A 15,131-nucleotide genomic window follows, 5' to 3' on the forward strand; every position below is an offset into this window, starting at 1 on the left:
GCCATAGCAGGATCACATGCGTCCATCCTTTTTTATCTCTGCTTTGGCCGTGGGTTAGCGGAGAAGCGTTTAGATCGGCTTGCTTTGAGTTTTCTGCGGCATTGGGTTACAATGAGCACCAACAAGCCTCAGCGGTCATATTTCGCTGAATGTAAGCAATTGCTTTTGACAAAATCAAACATTAGACATGGCCGGCATCATTAGCCCAACGCCCCCGGAGACGTAAGTATCGGAAGGGGCGATGGGCGGGAAGACACATACTCTCTTGATGATATATCTACTTAGTGGTCCCTACTGACAAACACTATCGAAAAGTCTCGGCGCGGCAGTTTTGACAGTTGGGGCCACTTAACTACTAAGGACTATAAGGGATTAGCAGTCTGGATTGGTGGCACTACAAATTTCAACTAGTGCTCAGCACGGTCTACCGTTCGATGTTTCGCGCGGCGCAGTTCTGTTTGACCCACCGACCTACTGATATCTCCCGCTTACAGACCCAAGTAGCATAGATACAATGGCTTGATGATATATCTACTTAGTGGTCACCACTGACAAACACTATCGAAAAGTCTCGGCGCGACAGTTTTGACAGTTGGGGCCACTTAACTACTAAGGACTATAAGGGATTAGCAGTCTGGATTGGTGGCACCACAAATTTCAACTAGTGCTCAGCACGGTCTACCGTTCGATATTTCGCGCGGCGCAGTTCTATTTGACCCACCGACCTACTGATACCTCCCGCTTACAGACCCAAGTAGCATAGATACAGTGGCTTGACCTGAGAGCCAGCAAAATTCGTTTCTAGAACTTTACCGCGTTAGCAACCTTTTACAGCGCAGTTAGGTAACAATTTGTTACAGATTCTATATGTGCTTAGTGGTCCCAGCCGCAGATTATAGTTTGTCAGCCTGGCCTTTCGCCGGCTTAGCTTTCCTCAGCAAGAAGGGGGACTGTGATGTCAGGTTCGAATATCGAACAGCGTGCACTGAGTTTGGTCAACGCTTTTGAAAAATCCGGCAGAACGGTCGCAAGCATAACAATTGACGGAAAGAAAATTGAACTCGTGCTAAGTATCGGACAGCCCATAGATGAATTTGATAAGATCGGAATGCGCCATGACAAAACGTGAGCTGCCAAAACACGTCTACAAACAGCGGAACGGTCTTTATTTTCAACGGCGTGGTTGGCCATCGAGAAAATTCGAGAACGGCTTTGGAACCACAGAATTCTGGCAGGAATACGCTCTAATCCTTTCCGGCGCAGAGACACCCCAACGGGTAACCTTCCGGAATTTTACGGCCCTCACAAAAAGCTACCGAAAATCGGCCAGATATGTTCGGCTTAAGCCTCGCACGGCTATGGACTACGACAAGTATCTAGACTTTTTTCTCTCCATCATGGCTGACGCAAACCCAAGCCACATGAAACGGAAAGACGTAATCCGGCTCCGAGATACCAATGCTGACAAACCATATTTTGCCAATTACGCGATCCGCGTTTTGCGCATCCTGATGGAACACTGCGTCGATTTGGGTTGGAGAGACGACAACCCAGCCAAGGGTGTTGCGGAAATCAAAACTCAGAAGAGCGAACGTGAACCTTGGCCCAGAGAGCTTCTCGACGTGTACCGCGCCTCTTGCTCGATAGAGTCCAGAGAGCGCCTTGTTATGGAGCTTTGCGTCGGAACAGGGCAACGGATCGGAGATGTTCTTGAAATGCGTTGGTCTGATATTCAGGACGGTGCGGTGTTTGTTCGTCAAAACAAAACCAGTAAAGAACTTTGGGTTCCGATCCTGCCTGAACTTCAAACGGCGTTGGACGCAGCCAGCCGCCACTCCTTGTTCATTCTCACAAATGAACGGGGGACGAATCGTTGGTCTTATCGTGGGGCATCCCAAGCTGTCCGTAAAGTGAGAGAGCAGATTGGAGCCTTAGACTTCGACATTCACAGCTGGCGCTATAACGCTGCATGCGAACTGCTCGAAGCGGGCTGCGATGATGATTTGATTGCCGCCGTTACAGGCCAAAGCCCGGCTATGGTCATGCACTATACAAAGAAGGTTCGCCAGAAAATCAGAGCGCGTCAGGCGCAGCAAAAGCGAACAGAACAAAAACAGAATGTTTAGACGTTTGTTTAGACGTCATTTTTGCTTACCGCTCCAAAATCTTCTAAGCCATTGAAAATAAATGGAGGCGAGTAGGAGAATCGAACTCCTGTACACGGATTTGCAATCCGCACGTTTTTGACTGATTTTTAACGGTTTTTTGTGCAGCATATGGACGGAACATACCGGAAACGTTTCGAGAATGTGTGGCAGCGATCAAAGCGTTCTTCCACCTGAGAACTTTGCCGCGGGGACGCCCACTCTCGGGCGGACAAGCGTAACTGGCCAAACTTAGACGCTACTTAGAAACCTTTGAAAGGATTTCGATCGTAGATGTCTGCGCAAAACCGATCAGCTCAGAGAACGCGCCACGGACCGTTAGCCCGGAGAGGATGCCTAGGGCTAAGTCGCGGTTCAGGCGTTCTGCAACACTTTGCGCAAGCGCTACCTGCTTTGGAAACGGTGAAAGAGCTTCGACAACGTAGTCATCACCGTAGACTTGCCGCACAGCTGCGATATCGAACATATCCCGAGCCTGTAAGCTCCAACCCCGGTAAAACACCTTTTTGGCGATTATTTCACTGGGCTTTTCAAGGAGTGTTGGATGGCCATTGATCTCCCGATTGATTGAATAGTCATCGGTCAACCAGCCACAACAAATTACATCGATTTCGCCAACTTCGTCGAACACAATTTTAAGTGACTGTGTACCGTCTGATGTGTAACTGCTAGGGCGTATTGAAAGATCGAAACCTTGTGTCTCAGGGTTTAAATACGGCATCAGCTGTGGATCATCTAAGAAAAGATCCACATCATGACTTTCGCGGTGATCGATTTGCAACATAAGTGCTGTCCCCCCGCCCAAAGTCCACCGATCTATGACGGGCATTTCTTTGTTTACTTGTTCAATAATAGACAAGGCTACGTCAAAAAGGTCGCTCCAGCGACTCGGACTCGGCGTATTCATGTGGGAGACTTTATAATGCGAGGGGAATCGGGTTTGCGCATTGCCCTTGCAGATAGGCAGCTACAGATTTTGCACTGTCCTCAATGCCCATTTCTTTAATGAAATCCATTTGGAGATCTGGTTTAACCTCTGTAAAAAAAGAAAAAACGGGCCCCCAAGCCCCTTTCATCGCATCTAAGCTAGAAATGCAAGATGCGAGTTGATGTGCAGAAAGGTTCGCACCATAGGGTGCGTTCACAGTTCCCAAAATCTTGGAAGCCACGGCGGACATTTCTGCTTTCTCCTTTTTTACTTTTCTATATTTAGTTGTTTTCTACTAATTTTGCAATAAGGGCGAGCGCTTGATGCAGATCTAGCGTGACAGCCTGCCTTGGCCTTGGAAAAGTTAAGCAGCCCACACGTATCGAAATATATCGCCATCAGATGGACGTACCGCAAGCTATACGTTGCTGCGAAATTCTCACATCACTAATTTAAGTTTGTGCTAGAGCTCGACAGGTACGGCCGTACAGCTTCGATTTGCCCTGATCGGCGCATCCCCGTCCGACATACCAGGGCAACCTGTATAGAGCGGCTCCAGACAAAACTCTGCGTTGGGCTCCAAACCATACGGCGCGGTCACCTGATACTGGAACGTGATCGGCTTTGACCCGACGTTTTGACTTTGCACGGGCCGATCGAGGCGAACATACAAGCTGGCATCGGTGCGCGGGTTGCGGAAGGAGTAGCGCGTTTTCCCAGGTACGATCTGGCAGTTTCGTCCCTCCTCTGTCCGCTCGATCTCAACCTCGATCGCGCAGCTGCGCCCGCCCCCGCACCGGGGCCCCAACACATCCGACCGCGATATCCGAAAAATCACATCCGGCCGCTGTAGGATTTTCACGTCTTCGACCAGATGCGACAGCGTCTGGGTATTCGCATCCACCTTGTCACCTAAGCGCCAAGGAGAGAACACCAGCTCGTTGACCACGGGCACATAGGCACCAATCCATGCGGCGAAGGCCCCGATGACGGTGATGCGGAAAAACTTGCCGCCATCCTTTCGCCACTCCGACCAGTTGATCAGCCCCGCGCGCGGGGTTTCTTCTTCAGACATGCAGACAGGCTCCAGGTGCAGACATTTCAAGCCAAGATGCCCGCGGGTGCGCTTTGGAGCCTCTGGCGGGTTCCCTACTCCGGCCGCTCGCATTGGGCCATCGTACGATAGCCCCCTTCGGAGACTTCATGGGTTGCTGTTTTCACAACCCAAACGCCGGATGCGGCCGCGCTGAACCCGATCGGAATCAAGCGCCCCTCGGCTGCGATTGAAGGGTTGCCAGGCAGCTCCACCTCGAGCGTCTCCTTTGCGCGGCCGGCACGGCGCGACTCAGCCGTAGCGACGGCGCGCGCCTCTTCCTCGGATCGGAACCGCTGGCGCAGCCGGCGCACCGGCTCCGCGTCCCCGACCTTTACCTCTACATCTTCGGCTGTCTCGAGATCCCGATAGGTGGCGATGATTGTACCGGTTGCCTCGCTGAGCCCCCGGCGCATCGACCAGCGGGTGACATCTGCCTCCTGCAGCACCACTGTCGCCGTTGGCTGCCCCGAGGCTTTCACCCCCTCCGCCCTGCGCCCGACATAGAGAACGCCACCGGCCGGCTTGGCAACGAGGTCATGCAGCACCGCAATCCGCGTCAGAACCGACAGGTCGCTTTCGTCCAGCTGATCGATGTGACCTGGCACGATGGATCCAGCGGCCTCGGTCACGGCCGGCTCGAGCCCGTTGTCGCCGGCAATGGTGGTGGCGATCGCCTTCAGCGTCATCCCGGCCGGCCACGACCGGGACTTCTGCTGGCTAATCGGGGCAAAGCCGCTCTGTGTCTCGCCTTGCGCCTTGGCACGGCACACAGCCGTGATCATGCGAGGGGCCGAGCTCTCCTCGACCTCATCGGCAATATAGAGCCCCATCTGCAAGAACTCCCCGAGATACCCCAGGGCGATAGCGACCTCGGCCCCCGGCTCTGGCATGGCAAAGCGCGACAGCGGCGAGGTATTGGCGAAAGTAATCTCAGCAGTATCGGAGATGAAGCCGGCCGTGTCGGACACGCGCACCGAACTCAACTGCGAGAACACGAACCCCGACAGCGGCACCCCGTTGATCGTAACCTGGACCAATGGCCGGAAATCCATCAACCCCATAGCTGCGCCGTTTCAGAAGGTTCTGAGGTTTCTAGATCCGGCAACCGGATGCGAACGCCAGGATCCAGCACAGCGCCCAGCGCGCCCAGACCTGGGTTAGCGGCAAGAACCGCCTCCACCTTGCCGCCCAGGGTATCCCCGTATTGCGCGGCCACGACCTGGTCCAGGACATCGCCCTCAGAAGAAACGAAGTAGAGATCGGACACCGCCGTCATATCTTGCCATCCTCATTGTAAACTCTTGCCGATGCGGGATGCCCTGCGAGGCAAAGACTTCCTGCCCCTCGGTGACGCCCTCCACGACCCACAGGCCCAGCACCTTACCGATGCCAGACACCAACGGCAGTGGCAGCCCGAGGCTGGCCTGTGTGCGCATCTTATCGATCTGCTTCAGCCCGCCCCTGAAATGGGGATAGATCACGCCCTCGAGCTCCACAGTCTCCGGGCCCAGGCCGGTGAACTGCAGCGCATCATTGGTCCCGATCCGCGCCTGCCGGGCCCACCGATACTCGGCCGATCGACTGAGACGCTGGTAGGCTGCGTTATCCAGGGAGAACTGGAAGAACCCGAGCTGCATCATGACTTCTGCCATCATTATCTCCCAAACGGCCCCGTGGCCGGCGCGCGATCGAATAGACCGTTGCCGGCGTTGCGTTTTTCCTCACGCTTCAGGAGCCGCAAGACTTCATGAGCGTCAGCCCCAGGCGCGTTGATCGTGTAGTGGTTGGTGACAGTTTGCGATGCCTGCGCAGGAGCTGCTGCCAGTGCCGGCGCGGCCGTCTGGGAGAATACGGCCTCGATGCGCGCCATCATGCCGTCGACATCAGGCCGGCGCGACTGCTCGCGAACGCTTGAGGTAAGCGGAGCGGATCCCATGCGGCGCGCCGGCTGCGCAGGAATACCCACCCGCGGGATGCTGCGACGCAGTTTATCCAAGACACGGGCTCCTCGATCGCTGGCCGGCCGCGCGGCCGAGCTGCTGCGACGTGCCGGCTGCGCTGGAATGCTTACCCTCGGGCTGCCGCGGCCCAGAGTAACAGGCATTACACCGCGATTGCTGACCGGCCGCGCGACCCCGCCGCTTCCGCGCACCATATCCAGAACACGCGCGCCTTGTTTTTTCACCGACCGCGCAGCCGGGCTGAACACAGAGCCGACACGATCGGCATAGCCTGCAAGCTGGCGCATGGCGCGATTGTTCGCCACGTACCCCGACCGGTTCTCGAACTTGAGCTCCGGACCGAGCTCGCCCGTCAGGTGCCAGCCAGGACGGAAGGGTCCGCCCAAGGCGTTCTTCTGCGGCTTGATTCCGTATAGCTTCTCTGCGGCCGAGCTGGTCATCGGTGCCGCGTTGTCATTTGACGCCGTGTTGCCGAGCCCAGAGACTTTGCCAGGTTCAACGCGCGTGGCCACCCCAGAGCTGACGGCCGAACCGATGGCGTTGCCGGCGCGCTGCGCGTTTTCATAGCCCCACTTCAACGCCTCGATCACGGGTTTGATCAAGGTCATCAGCGAAGTGAACTTATCACCGATCCAGGTCAGGACGGGATCAATGGCGGTTTTGACCGCCTCCCATGCGGCACCGATGCCACCGGTCGCAGCCAGCCCATCGATGACCGGTTTCACCAGCCCTGACCAGGTCGTGTCGAAGACGGACCCGATCGCACCGAGGGTCGTGTCGATCGCACCGGAAAGGGTCGACCAGGCGCGCTCGATCGGCGCGGTCACCCCCATCGCATCGGTCACGGGCTTGATCACATTGTCATAGATCCACCGGAACCTGTCGCCGATGCCGCCCAGGATCCCGTCCATGACCGACCGCGCCGACTTCCACATGCGCCGAAGCCCATCAGACGCGCGCTGCATGTCACCGGAAAAGGCGCCAGCGACCACGTCGCCCAGGCCAGAGTAGTAAGACCCGATATCCGACAGCACTGGCCCCAACACGCTGCCAGCCTGCCGCCACGCGGCCTCGATTGGCCCCGTGATCCCCATCGCATCCGTGACCGGCTTAATGAGGTTTGTATAGGTCGCCGAGAAAACGGCACCAATGCCGCTCAAGGTCCGATCGAAGAACGACGTGGTGCCATCCCACATCGCCCGCACACCCTTCTCGGCGCGCTCCATATCCCCGGAAAAGACCCCACCGACGAAGTTGCCGAACCCCTGAAAGTATCCCTTCGCGTCGCCCCATAGACCCTTGAACCAAGGCGCGACGCTCTCCCAATTTCGATAGATGAGATAGGCCCCACCCGCGATGACGGCGATCGCCGCCCCGATCGGGTTCATGACTAGGGCAGACCCGATCGCCCGGATCGCACCAACGACGATCGGCGACGCTGTGGCCAGGGACAGCATGGCGCGGCCGAGGCTGAACACTGCGCCCCCGAACTTGGCAACACGCACGATCGTGCGCGACGCCAAGACCGCCCCGACCACCATCCCGAAGTTTTCCCAGCCGCCAATCATATCGGCCGTGCCTTCGGTGACCGACCAGACCACGGACCCGATCGCACCGATACCCGCGGCAACTTCGCCGATCACTGGCAACGCCCTCTCAGCGCCATCGGCAAACCCGTTGGCCCAACGCTCCACCTCAGCCCGGTTACCCACCAGAGCGTCGCCGATGCGGCGCATAGAGCGCGTCACCACCGGCATCAGTGCAGAGCCGACCGTGTTTTTCAGGCCGGACATGACCAGCTGCGTATCGAGCAGCGTGTCCTTGAACACTTCGGCATCCCGGGCAGCCTGATCCGACAGCACGTAGCCGGTGCGCCGCGCATCCTCGCGCAGCTGCGTCAGCCCTTTAGAACCGTCCTTCAGCATATTGAGCAGACCGATACCCGATCGCCCAAACAGATCATTTGCGAGCGCGGCCTTTTCTGCCTGCGTCTCTACCCCCTGCAGCTTGTCCGCGATCGAGGCCAGCGCCTCCTCTGGCAGCTGATTGGCGAGCTGGCCGGCTGAAAGACCCAAGGCATCCAAGGCGTCCTTCTGGGCACCGGTCCCCTCGAGCGCCAGACCGATGTTCTTGGTCATTTTTTCCAAAGCGCCGTCGAAGGTGCCCGTGGCGACCCCTGACCGCTCGGCCGCATAGCGCAGCTCCTGCAGCGCACCCAAGCCGATTCCCAGCTTGTCGGCCGTCTTGGCAACGTTATCTCCGAGATCCGCTGTCGAATTGGCAAGGCCAAAGATTGCGCCACCGGCCAAGGTCGCCCCGATCGCGATCTGCCGCGCGTTGCGGCCGATGCCGGATGCCATGTTACTGAAGGTGGACCCCACACGACGCGACGCTGCGGCCGCGCGGTTCCATCGCTCCTGGGCGCGGCGCAGATCCACAAGCGTCCGCTCGAGCTTTTCATACTCACGATCGAGGTGCTCAACGGACTGCCCCTGCTTGCGCAGAACATTGCGCTGGCGATCGAGCTCCTTTTGCCGGCGCTCCACACCCTTGATCGCATCGCCGACTTGGGAAAGCCCAGATTTTAGGAAGCCCATGTTGCGCTTGACCGACTGCTCGAGAACAGAACCAATCGTGATCGTTGCGTTTAGGCGTTGGTTTTTACTCATTCTTCGGAAGGCCTTCTATCCACCAGATGAAACGACTGACCGGCATGGCCATGATTTCACGCTCGGCCCATCCGGTGTGCCGGGCGAGCCGAAGTGACCCCGCCCGGACTTGTTCACGGGTCAGCCAATAAAAACCGAGAGCGCCGTCTGCAGCCGGCTGTACTGGCGCATTGTCATCGAGCGCACAGCTTCCGGTGAGATTTCACACAGGTTGGAAATCAGCGAGATTTCGGAAAGCGCGCTGCTGGAACCGGCAGAATCCGCAGCCAGCTGATCATCAACGAACGGCTCGCGCATCTTCAGGCTTTTGACTTCCGTCCCGTCGATCTTCGGCGGCCGGCTTTCAAAGTTGATCGTGAGCGACCCATCGTCATTTTCGACCAGCCAAGCCGGCTTATTTTGATTGTCCATGAAAGGTCCTTACAGGCCGATGTTTGCGCGGTGCTCGGCGAGCTGATCCACGCCGCGCACCTTGCGCACCATATTGACGACATCGATCTCGTTGATATCGACGCCACCTTGGACCTCGCGGTAGTACCGCAGGCTCACCGTGAAGGTCAGCGACGGCTTCGCCCCCGAACCCCAGGTACCGCGCGCCACCGAGATGATCTTGCCGTGCATGTGATGCGCCACGGCCGTCTTGGTGCCATCCAGGCTTTCAAGCGACCCGCGCGCCGTCAGCTGAACCACCGAGCCGTCTTTGATGCCCCAGAGGGACAGCACATCACGGTCGTAGGACGTGAGCACGAAGGACGTGGTCATCTTCTCTTGGCCCATGTCGAGATCGATGGGCGCGTCCATGCCGCCCCCGCGGAACTCTTCGGTCGAGACCGTCAGATCGGGGGGACTGTATTCCTCGATCTTGCCCGCATGGCCACGGCCATCAACGAACAGATTTAGATATTTCAGGATATCTTCAGCAGCCATCAGTTAAACACCTCCTCGATGTAGTCGTTCACCAGGTGCGAACGGAACGTGATATGCTCGGCCGGATAGACCGGGGTAAAATCAAAGTTGAAGAACACTTTGCCGAGCTGGATATTTGCGGCCGAGTTCAGGTCCGGGTCGGCCCAGCACCGCCCGCCCAGGATTGCACCCAAGGCGACCAGATCCCGAAGGTAGGCATTCACGCTCTCCTCGACGTCCGAGACGTAGGTTTTGGTGATGCCCCGATCGACGGCCCAGAGGTGGGCGCGCAGCAGCGAGTCGTTGATGATGTCGGCTGTGCGACGAACGCTGAGGAAGATCCACTTGGTATCATCGGTCAGGGTCCGGTTGCCCCAAAGACGATAACCATTCTGGCGGATCGTCGTGGCAACCTTGGCCTCGTTCAGCAGATTGGCGCGCGCACTCGCATCGCCCAGCTTAAAGTCAACCGGCCGGCTGGTACCGATCACGCCGCCCAACAGATTGTTGGATGGCGATGCCCAGAACCCGGTGTCGTTATCCACCTTGGCAATCAAGCCGGCAACACGGGACGAAGCCGGTACCAACACGATATCGGACCCGACCATAACCTTGTGCCAAGGATCGATCAGATAGATGCGATCCGACCCGAAGTCGCCGGCCGCGGTGATCGCGTCGGCATCGTTGGTGTTGGGCCCATCGGCGATGATGACAGCGCGCAGACGGTCACCGATCCCCTGCAGCTCCGCAACGACCGGGTTTGCGTTGCCTTCGGAGCGTTGGTGGGTGAAGCCAGGCGCGATCAAGATGCGCGGGGAAAACCCGACAACGCTCTCTGCCCCGACCAGAGCATGAACCCCTTCAAAGTTGCCATCAACCGCGTTCACGCCACCGATGACATTGGCGAGGCTTTCAGCTTCAGTGCCTCCCTCTTCAACCCGCACAACGATGACGACCGCGCCGATCTGGTCGAAGATGCCGTCCATCGCCGCCGGCAAAGTTCCAAGCGCCGTACCCTCGGTATCCAGGCCGGCGGCTTCTTTGCGCGAGCCGGCGACCAGGACCGGTGTGTTTAGGGGGAAGGCATCAGGATCGGCGTCGGGGGCGGTGCCCACAATGCCGATGACGGATGACTTGACCGTCTGAATGGGACGTGGACCTGCATCGATCTCGATGACCTCGACGCCGTGAAGAAATGCCATAGTGACCTCGCTTGCGGATGTGAACTGTTGCCCCAAGCATTCCACCGCACCGCGGCTCAATCCTCTGGCGGTTCCCCCGCGCGCGTCCAGCCGGCGAGATAGGCGCGGTTCATTTCCAAAACACGGCAATAAAGCCCGCCTGGCGACAGCTCCTGCGGCGCACTCAGCTCAAGGGCATGGGCGCAGATTTCAGAGCAGAACCACTGGTCACGCCGATGCCGGCGCAGGTTCAGCGCCTGTGATGCCAACAAGCCAGCATAGTCGTAGGGGTTGCCGACCTCGGCGATCACCCGGTCGATCGCGGCTGGCCCCGCCCAGGGAATAGCGACGAATTCCCAATGTCCCGGTTTGAAGGTGATCGACTTCTCGCGCACACCGCCATCGCGGCTACTCGATGACCAAGCGCGCGCTTGCGAACCATCGCCAGACATTGCCGGTACCGCGCGCAGAATTTCGACATGGCTGAACGAAGAACGGGTGACCCAACGGATCACCCGATCGAGCAGCTGCCCGCGCCCTTTGTAGAATGCCAAAGCGATCACAAGAGCGCCCTCACCTTCAGCTCAAAACTTTGCTACAACGTCGCGCGCGCGATCCGGCAATGGGGGCCAATTGGCATCATCGTGGATATCGAGCGTCGCATCGTCTGCCAGCTCGGTTACACGACTGCGCATCTGCGCCACCCAACCGATTGCATCATCGAGCCCCGACAATATCGACGCCTCGTCTTCGGTCCGCGCGTTTGTTTCTTTGGCAGAGATGACCGCCCCAGCCGTCGCCATGTTCATCTGGGTCTCGGCAGAGGCCGCACTGTAGATACGGCGGCGGCACTCAGCTTTCACAGCTTCTTTTCGGACGCCACGCTCGGCGTCTGCGATAGCCTGCTCGGGATACCCCAAAGCCACTGCATCTTCGCGCGTTGTAGAAAGCGTCGTGCGGCCTTCGTGAGAAATATCAAATTTCATCTTTCACCTCAGTTCAACAAATAATTGGTTCCGAGGGTGCCGCCCTCATTCAGGCCAGCGCCATTATCCAGCGTCAAAGATTGCTTACTAATCATTGCGACACCGGACGACATAGACGCGACCGCATAAACCGCTCCGTCCATGATGACGTTGTTCAACGTCACCATCGAAATACCAGCCCCAACGCTTGAAGTTATGGACTGATTATCCCGCCCCGTTACATTGCAAGATGTAAGGGAGACCGTTCTGACTCCAAGGCTTGTGTATCGGACAACTGAACGCAGGCTGCTCCAGGGCAAAGCGGGGTCGTTCTTTTCAGGTAGCTCAATATCCACATTGTGCATTGTAATGCTTTCTGACCCGATAGTGTCAAAGCCGCGCATGTGGTTAAAGGTAGCGTCACTGGTCGCAACAAATTTTATAACCGGCCTCGCACCCGCCCCCTTTTGCTTGATGTAAATCTGACGCCCCAAAAGAGAAATGCCGCGATCGACCGGATGCTCTTTCTCTGCCAGCAGGTTCAAAGTGACAAGAGACCCACGAGGGGCGGCATCAATAGCGTCACCGATGTTGGTAAAAACGCCTCCCGAAACTTCGGATGGGTTGGCCGCGTCAGGGTCAATTTCCACACTGAAGTTCATCTCATCTCTGACGACGGTTTTCAGGTTTGCAGCAAGTGCGGCGTAAGCCGCTTGGCTCTGGGCAATTTGATCATCCGCCTCGCCAAAAAAGCTGTTCATACGAGCCGTCAACTCATTCATCGCGACGGCGGCTTGATTAATATCTTCAATCCCCATTTGGGCTCTCCTTAGTTAGCAGCTTGCAGCGCGCGGATTGCGATCCGTTGGTCGAACTGCTCCGTCGCAAAAATCACTTGGGTTTCAAGATTTGTGACGACGTGATCGAACAGATCGTCATCTGGAGCATCAACGATGATGAGACCCTCCGCGACACGGCTGAAGTTCAAAACGTGGTCGATCAGATAGACAATCGCGCCTGTACGGCGGACCTCGGCCGCGGGAAACGTGCAAAGCGCGATCAGATCCCCATCGGCGTCGAAAAACCCCGCCTCGCGCACATCGAATGCGACCGTCTCAGCACCAAACTCGGCCTTTACGCGCCATGCATTCGGCGAGACAATATGCCGGCGCTCGATCGGCACCCGGACACGTTCCCGTCGCAAATAGGTCTGGTCAAAGTCGCCGTTGTAGCTGGCCCCGTTGCCGTCCCCCAACGCCACATGGGTGATCGCAACTTGCGACCCCGAACCGGCAGCCTGGGTGATTTTCGCCTCGGCGATATCAGTGAGAATGGTGGTGGGCATTAGGCGGCATCCCTTGGCTGAACATCATGATAAACTGTGCTAATCTGGCGCGACCGCGCCCCGACACGCATGTGCGTGGTCCCGACCGACACGCGCGTCCGGGGATTGGGGTCATGGCTCAGATCGGAGCGCGTACGGCCGCGCGCGCCGGCACGGGCATAGACGGCCGTATCGAACCGCTCCCCAATGCGAAGCTCAAAATGGGAGCGCTGAGGCTTCAGGTTGACCAGGATCGATGTGATGAGCGTGAGCAAGCTGACGTCGATCGACATGCCCGCCGCGAACACATCGTCCCCGTAGGCATCAATCCGAAACGTATGCGGATCCCCACCGTACTCAAACCATTCCGCAATCTCGGCGTCAAATCCGATGCCCGCGAGCGCGCGGCGAACAGCCCCGATCGTACCCTTTGCCCGGTGAACCTGCACCGCATAGACCAGCACCTGTCGCTTTTGGTTCTCAGGCCAAGCGCTGTCCCAAACCTCAACGGAAAACGCCCACGCCAAATAGGAGAGCAGATGCTCAGGACACAGCGATGCATCCCAGAGGCCGGCGATCGGATCGCCAAACCCGACCAAGCGGCCGGAGAGCTGCTCCAGCTCGCGCTCAATCTCTTGCGCATTTGGCGGCAAAATGGTGGGCAGATCAGACATCACGCCCCCCGACCGTTACGGATACCGACGTACAATAGGCAGCCTCAGATGCATCAACCTCCAAATCAGCGCCGGGGCTGACCAGGGTAACCTTCTGCACACCCGCCAAGTGCAGCGCCGCATGCAATCCAGATACCGTGATGTCGTGACCTAAGCGATGCTGGTCCCAAACGAACGCAGATACGGACGCTTCCGCGGCCGCGCGCACAACATCGGCATCGGGCCCCTCATACAGCGTCAGCACGGCCTCGAGCTGATACGGCACGATCGATGCGCCCTGGACGATGACTTGATCTGTCAGCGGCCGGATGTCTTCGTCATTGAGCTTATCAGACACCGTCTGGATCAGCGCAGCATGCCCGCTTCCGTCGCCTTCATCCGACAGCACGGTGACCAAGACTTGCCCAGGCGATGGCGATTCAACGCTGATGTCTTTCACCAAGGACGAGGCCGACAGCCCCCAGAACACATACGACCCGCGCGGGCCGGCCGTGGTGAACCCCTCAAGCGCCAGCTGCACCCGCGAGCGGAACCGGACGTCATCCTCGAGCACGGCCGGCACAGGCGGCAGTGCCGCAGGATCGGCCGGCTGGATTACCGCGCGCTCAACACCGTAGAACGCCGCCAGATGGTCCAGCTGCGCGCCACCTGCGAACGCCAGCATGTTGCCGCGGCCGGCATCATCAATTTCAGCGCGCAACAGCAGCTCGCGATATGCCCAAGCTTCAAGCACCTTGGTGATCGGCTCGCTCTCCAACCCCATGATCGGTGCGAGGCTTGGATCGCGCGCGACCAGCCATGCCTTGATTTCCGCCAGGATCGTCTCAAAGTCCTTGCGATCGATGATCTCCGGAGCGGGCAGTCGCTCAAGATTGATTGCCGTGAACGCGCTCATCCGACCTCGATCCCCGCGATGGTGACTTCGCGGCCGTCGGGTAGGTAGCGGCCGCTGAGATCAATGATAATTTTGCCAGGCTCAAAGGTCCGGAGCGTCACAGTGTCCACATCGATACGCGGCTCCCATGTGATCAACGCCTCGGCCGTCGCCGCGATGATCGCTAGCTTGGTCGCCGAAGAATACGGCGCATCGATAAGATCGAACAAACGGGAGCCATAGTCGCGCCGCATCACCCGCGACCCGATCGGGGTCGTCAGGATATCCCGGATGGATTGCCGGAGGTGGTCGATGCCGCCCAATTTACGGCCTGTGAGTGCGCTGATCCCATACATGCGCCCACATTGGACAGGACAGGCGCTGCGAT

General features: G+C 58.1%; 19 protein-coding genes and 1 tRNA gene. 2 read left to right on the top strand and 18 right to left on the bottom strand.

Annotated elements, in window-relative coordinates:
* Positions 1-955: 955 nt before the first annotated feature.
* A complete protein-coding gene (locus AB1495_RS01820) occupies positions 956-1,129 on the top strand; it encodes a hypothetical protein (protein WP_159431862.1) in 174 nt (57 codons plus the stop codon).
* Complete coding sequence (locus tag AB1495_RS01825) at positions 1,116-2,126, top strand: tyrosine-type recombinase/integrase (RefSeq protein WP_074634604.1); 1,011 nt, start codon at positions 1,116-1,118, stop codon at positions 2,124-2,126. Before AB1495_RS01820 ends, AB1495_RS01825 begins: the two co-directional genes overlap by 14 nt.
* A 62-nt stretch (positions 2,127-2,188) precedes the next feature.
* Here AB1495_RS01825 and AB1495_RS01830 read toward each other — a convergent pair.
* The 18 genes from AB1495_RS01830 to AB1495_RS01915 form a co-directional block, all read right to left on the bottom strand.
* Positions 2,189-2,260, bottom strand: a tRNA-Cys gene (locus tag AB1495_RS01830).
* Positions 2,261-2,403: 143 nt separating this feature from the next.
* On the bottom strand, positions 2,404-3,072 hold the full coding sequence (locus tag AB1495_RS01835) for a nucleotidyl transferase AbiEii/AbiGii toxin family protein (protein WP_074634605.1): 669 nt from the start codon (positions 3,070-3,072) through the stop codon (positions 2,404-2,406).
* Positions 3,073-3,082: 10 nt separating this feature from the next.
* Positions 3,083-3,343, bottom strand: coding sequence for a hypothetical protein (locus tag AB1495_RS01840; protein ID WP_074634606.1), 261 nt, complete (start codon positions 3,341-3,343; stop codon positions 3,083-3,085).
* Positions 3,344-3,556: 213 nt separating this feature from the next.
* Positions 3,557-4,168 carry a hypothetical protein gene (locus AB1495_RS01845; RefSeq protein ID WP_074634607.1) on the bottom strand — a complete coding sequence of 204 codons (612 nt, stop codon included), beginning with the start codon at positions 4,166-4,168 and terminating at the stop codon, positions 3,557-3,559.
* 74 nt (positions 4,169-4,242) lie between these two features.
* Positions 4,243-5,250, bottom strand: coding sequence for a phage late control D family protein (locus AB1495_RS01850; protein ID WP_083350850.1), 1,008 nt, complete (start codon positions 5,248-5,250; stop codon positions 4,243-4,245).
* Positions 5,241-5,465, bottom strand: a complete 225-nt coding sequence (locus tag AB1495_RS01855) for a tail protein X (protein WP_074634608.1) — start codon at positions 5,463-5,465, stop codon at positions 5,241-5,243. Before AB1495_RS01855 ends, AB1495_RS01850 begins: the two co-directional genes overlap by 10 nt.
* Positions 5,428-5,841 carry a phage tail protein gene (locus tag AB1495_RS01860; protein ID WP_037963772.1) on the bottom strand — a complete coding sequence of 138 codons (414 nt, stop codon included), beginning with the start codon at positions 5,839-5,841 and terminating at the stop codon, positions 5,428-5,430. Before AB1495_RS01860 ends, AB1495_RS01855 begins: the two co-directional genes overlap by 38 nt.
* 2 nt (positions 5,842-5,843) lie before the next feature.
* Positions 5,844-8,819 (bottom strand): hypothetical protein, encoded by a 2,976-nt coding sequence (locus AB1495_RS01865; RefSeq protein ID WP_074634609.1) that lies wholly within the window; start codon positions 8,817-8,819, stop codon positions 5,844-5,846.
* A gap of 120 nt (positions 8,820-8,939) precedes the next feature.
* Positions 8,940-9,230, bottom strand: a complete 291-nt coding sequence (locus AB1495_RS01870; protein WP_074634610.1) for a phage tail assembly protein — start codon at positions 9,228-9,230, stop codon at positions 8,940-8,942.
* A gap of 9 nt (positions 9,231-9,239) precedes the next feature.
* On the bottom strand, positions 9,240-9,746 hold the full coding sequence (locus tag AB1495_RS01875; RefSeq protein ID WP_074634611.1) for a phage major tail tube protein: 507 nt from the start codon (positions 9,744-9,746) through the stop codon (positions 9,240-9,242).
* Positions 9,746-10,927, bottom strand: a complete 1,182-nt coding sequence (locus tag AB1495_RS01880; protein ID WP_074634612.1) for a phage tail sheath C-terminal domain-containing protein — start codon at positions 10,925-10,927, stop codon at positions 9,746-9,748. Before AB1495_RS01880 ends, AB1495_RS01875 begins: the two co-directional genes overlap by 1 nt.
* 56 nt (positions 10,928-10,983) lie before the next feature.
* The gene (locus tag AB1495_RS01885) at positions 10,984-11,469 is read right to left on the bottom strand and encodes a hypothetical protein (RefSeq protein ID WP_074634613.1); all 486 of its coding nucleotides are present in this window, start codon (positions 11,467-11,469) and stop codon (positions 10,984-10,986) included.
* A 21-nt stretch (positions 11,470-11,490) separates the two neighbouring features.
* Entirely contained in the window at positions 11,491-11,892 is a 402-nt protein-coding gene (locus AB1495_RS01890) for a hypothetical protein (protein ID WP_074634614.1), read from the bottom strand.
* Between the two features lie 8 nt (positions 11,893-11,900).
* Entirely contained in the window at positions 11,901-12,689 is a 789-nt protein-coding gene (locus AB1495_RS01895; protein WP_074634615.1) for a hypothetical protein, read from the bottom strand.
* Positions 12,690-12,700: 11 nt separating this feature from the next.
* Complete coding sequence (locus AB1495_RS01900) at positions 12,701-13,216, bottom strand: phage tail protein (RefSeq protein WP_244268807.1); 516 nt, start codon at positions 13,214-13,216, stop codon at positions 12,701-12,703.
* Positions 13,216-13,869 (bottom strand): phage tail protein I, encoded by a 654-nt coding sequence (locus AB1495_RS01905; protein ID WP_074634616.1) that lies wholly within the window; start codon positions 13,867-13,869, stop codon positions 13,216-13,218. The genes AB1495_RS01900 and AB1495_RS01905 overlap by 1 nt, the downstream gene beginning before the upstream one ends.
* Positions 13,862-14,764 carry a baseplate J/gp47 family protein gene (locus AB1495_RS01910; RefSeq protein ID WP_074634617.1) on the bottom strand — a complete coding sequence of 301 codons (903 nt, stop codon included), beginning with the start codon at positions 14,762-14,764 and terminating at the stop codon, positions 13,862-13,864. The genes AB1495_RS01905 and AB1495_RS01910 overlap by 8 nt, the downstream gene beginning before the upstream one ends.
* A complete protein-coding gene (locus AB1495_RS01915; RefSeq protein WP_037963754.1) occupies positions 14,761-15,099 on the bottom strand; it encodes a GPW/gp25 family protein in 339 nt (112 codons plus the stop codon). Before AB1495_RS01915 ends, AB1495_RS01910 begins: the two co-directional genes overlap by 4 nt.
* Positions 15,100-15,131 lie beyond the last annotated feature (32 nt).

The organism is Sulfitobacter pontiacus (assembly GCF_040790665.1).
In the GTDB taxonomy this organism is placed as follows: domain Bacteria; phylum Pseudomonadota; class Alphaproteobacteria; order Rhodobacterales; family Rhodobacteraceae; genus Sulfitobacter; species Sulfitobacter pontiacus.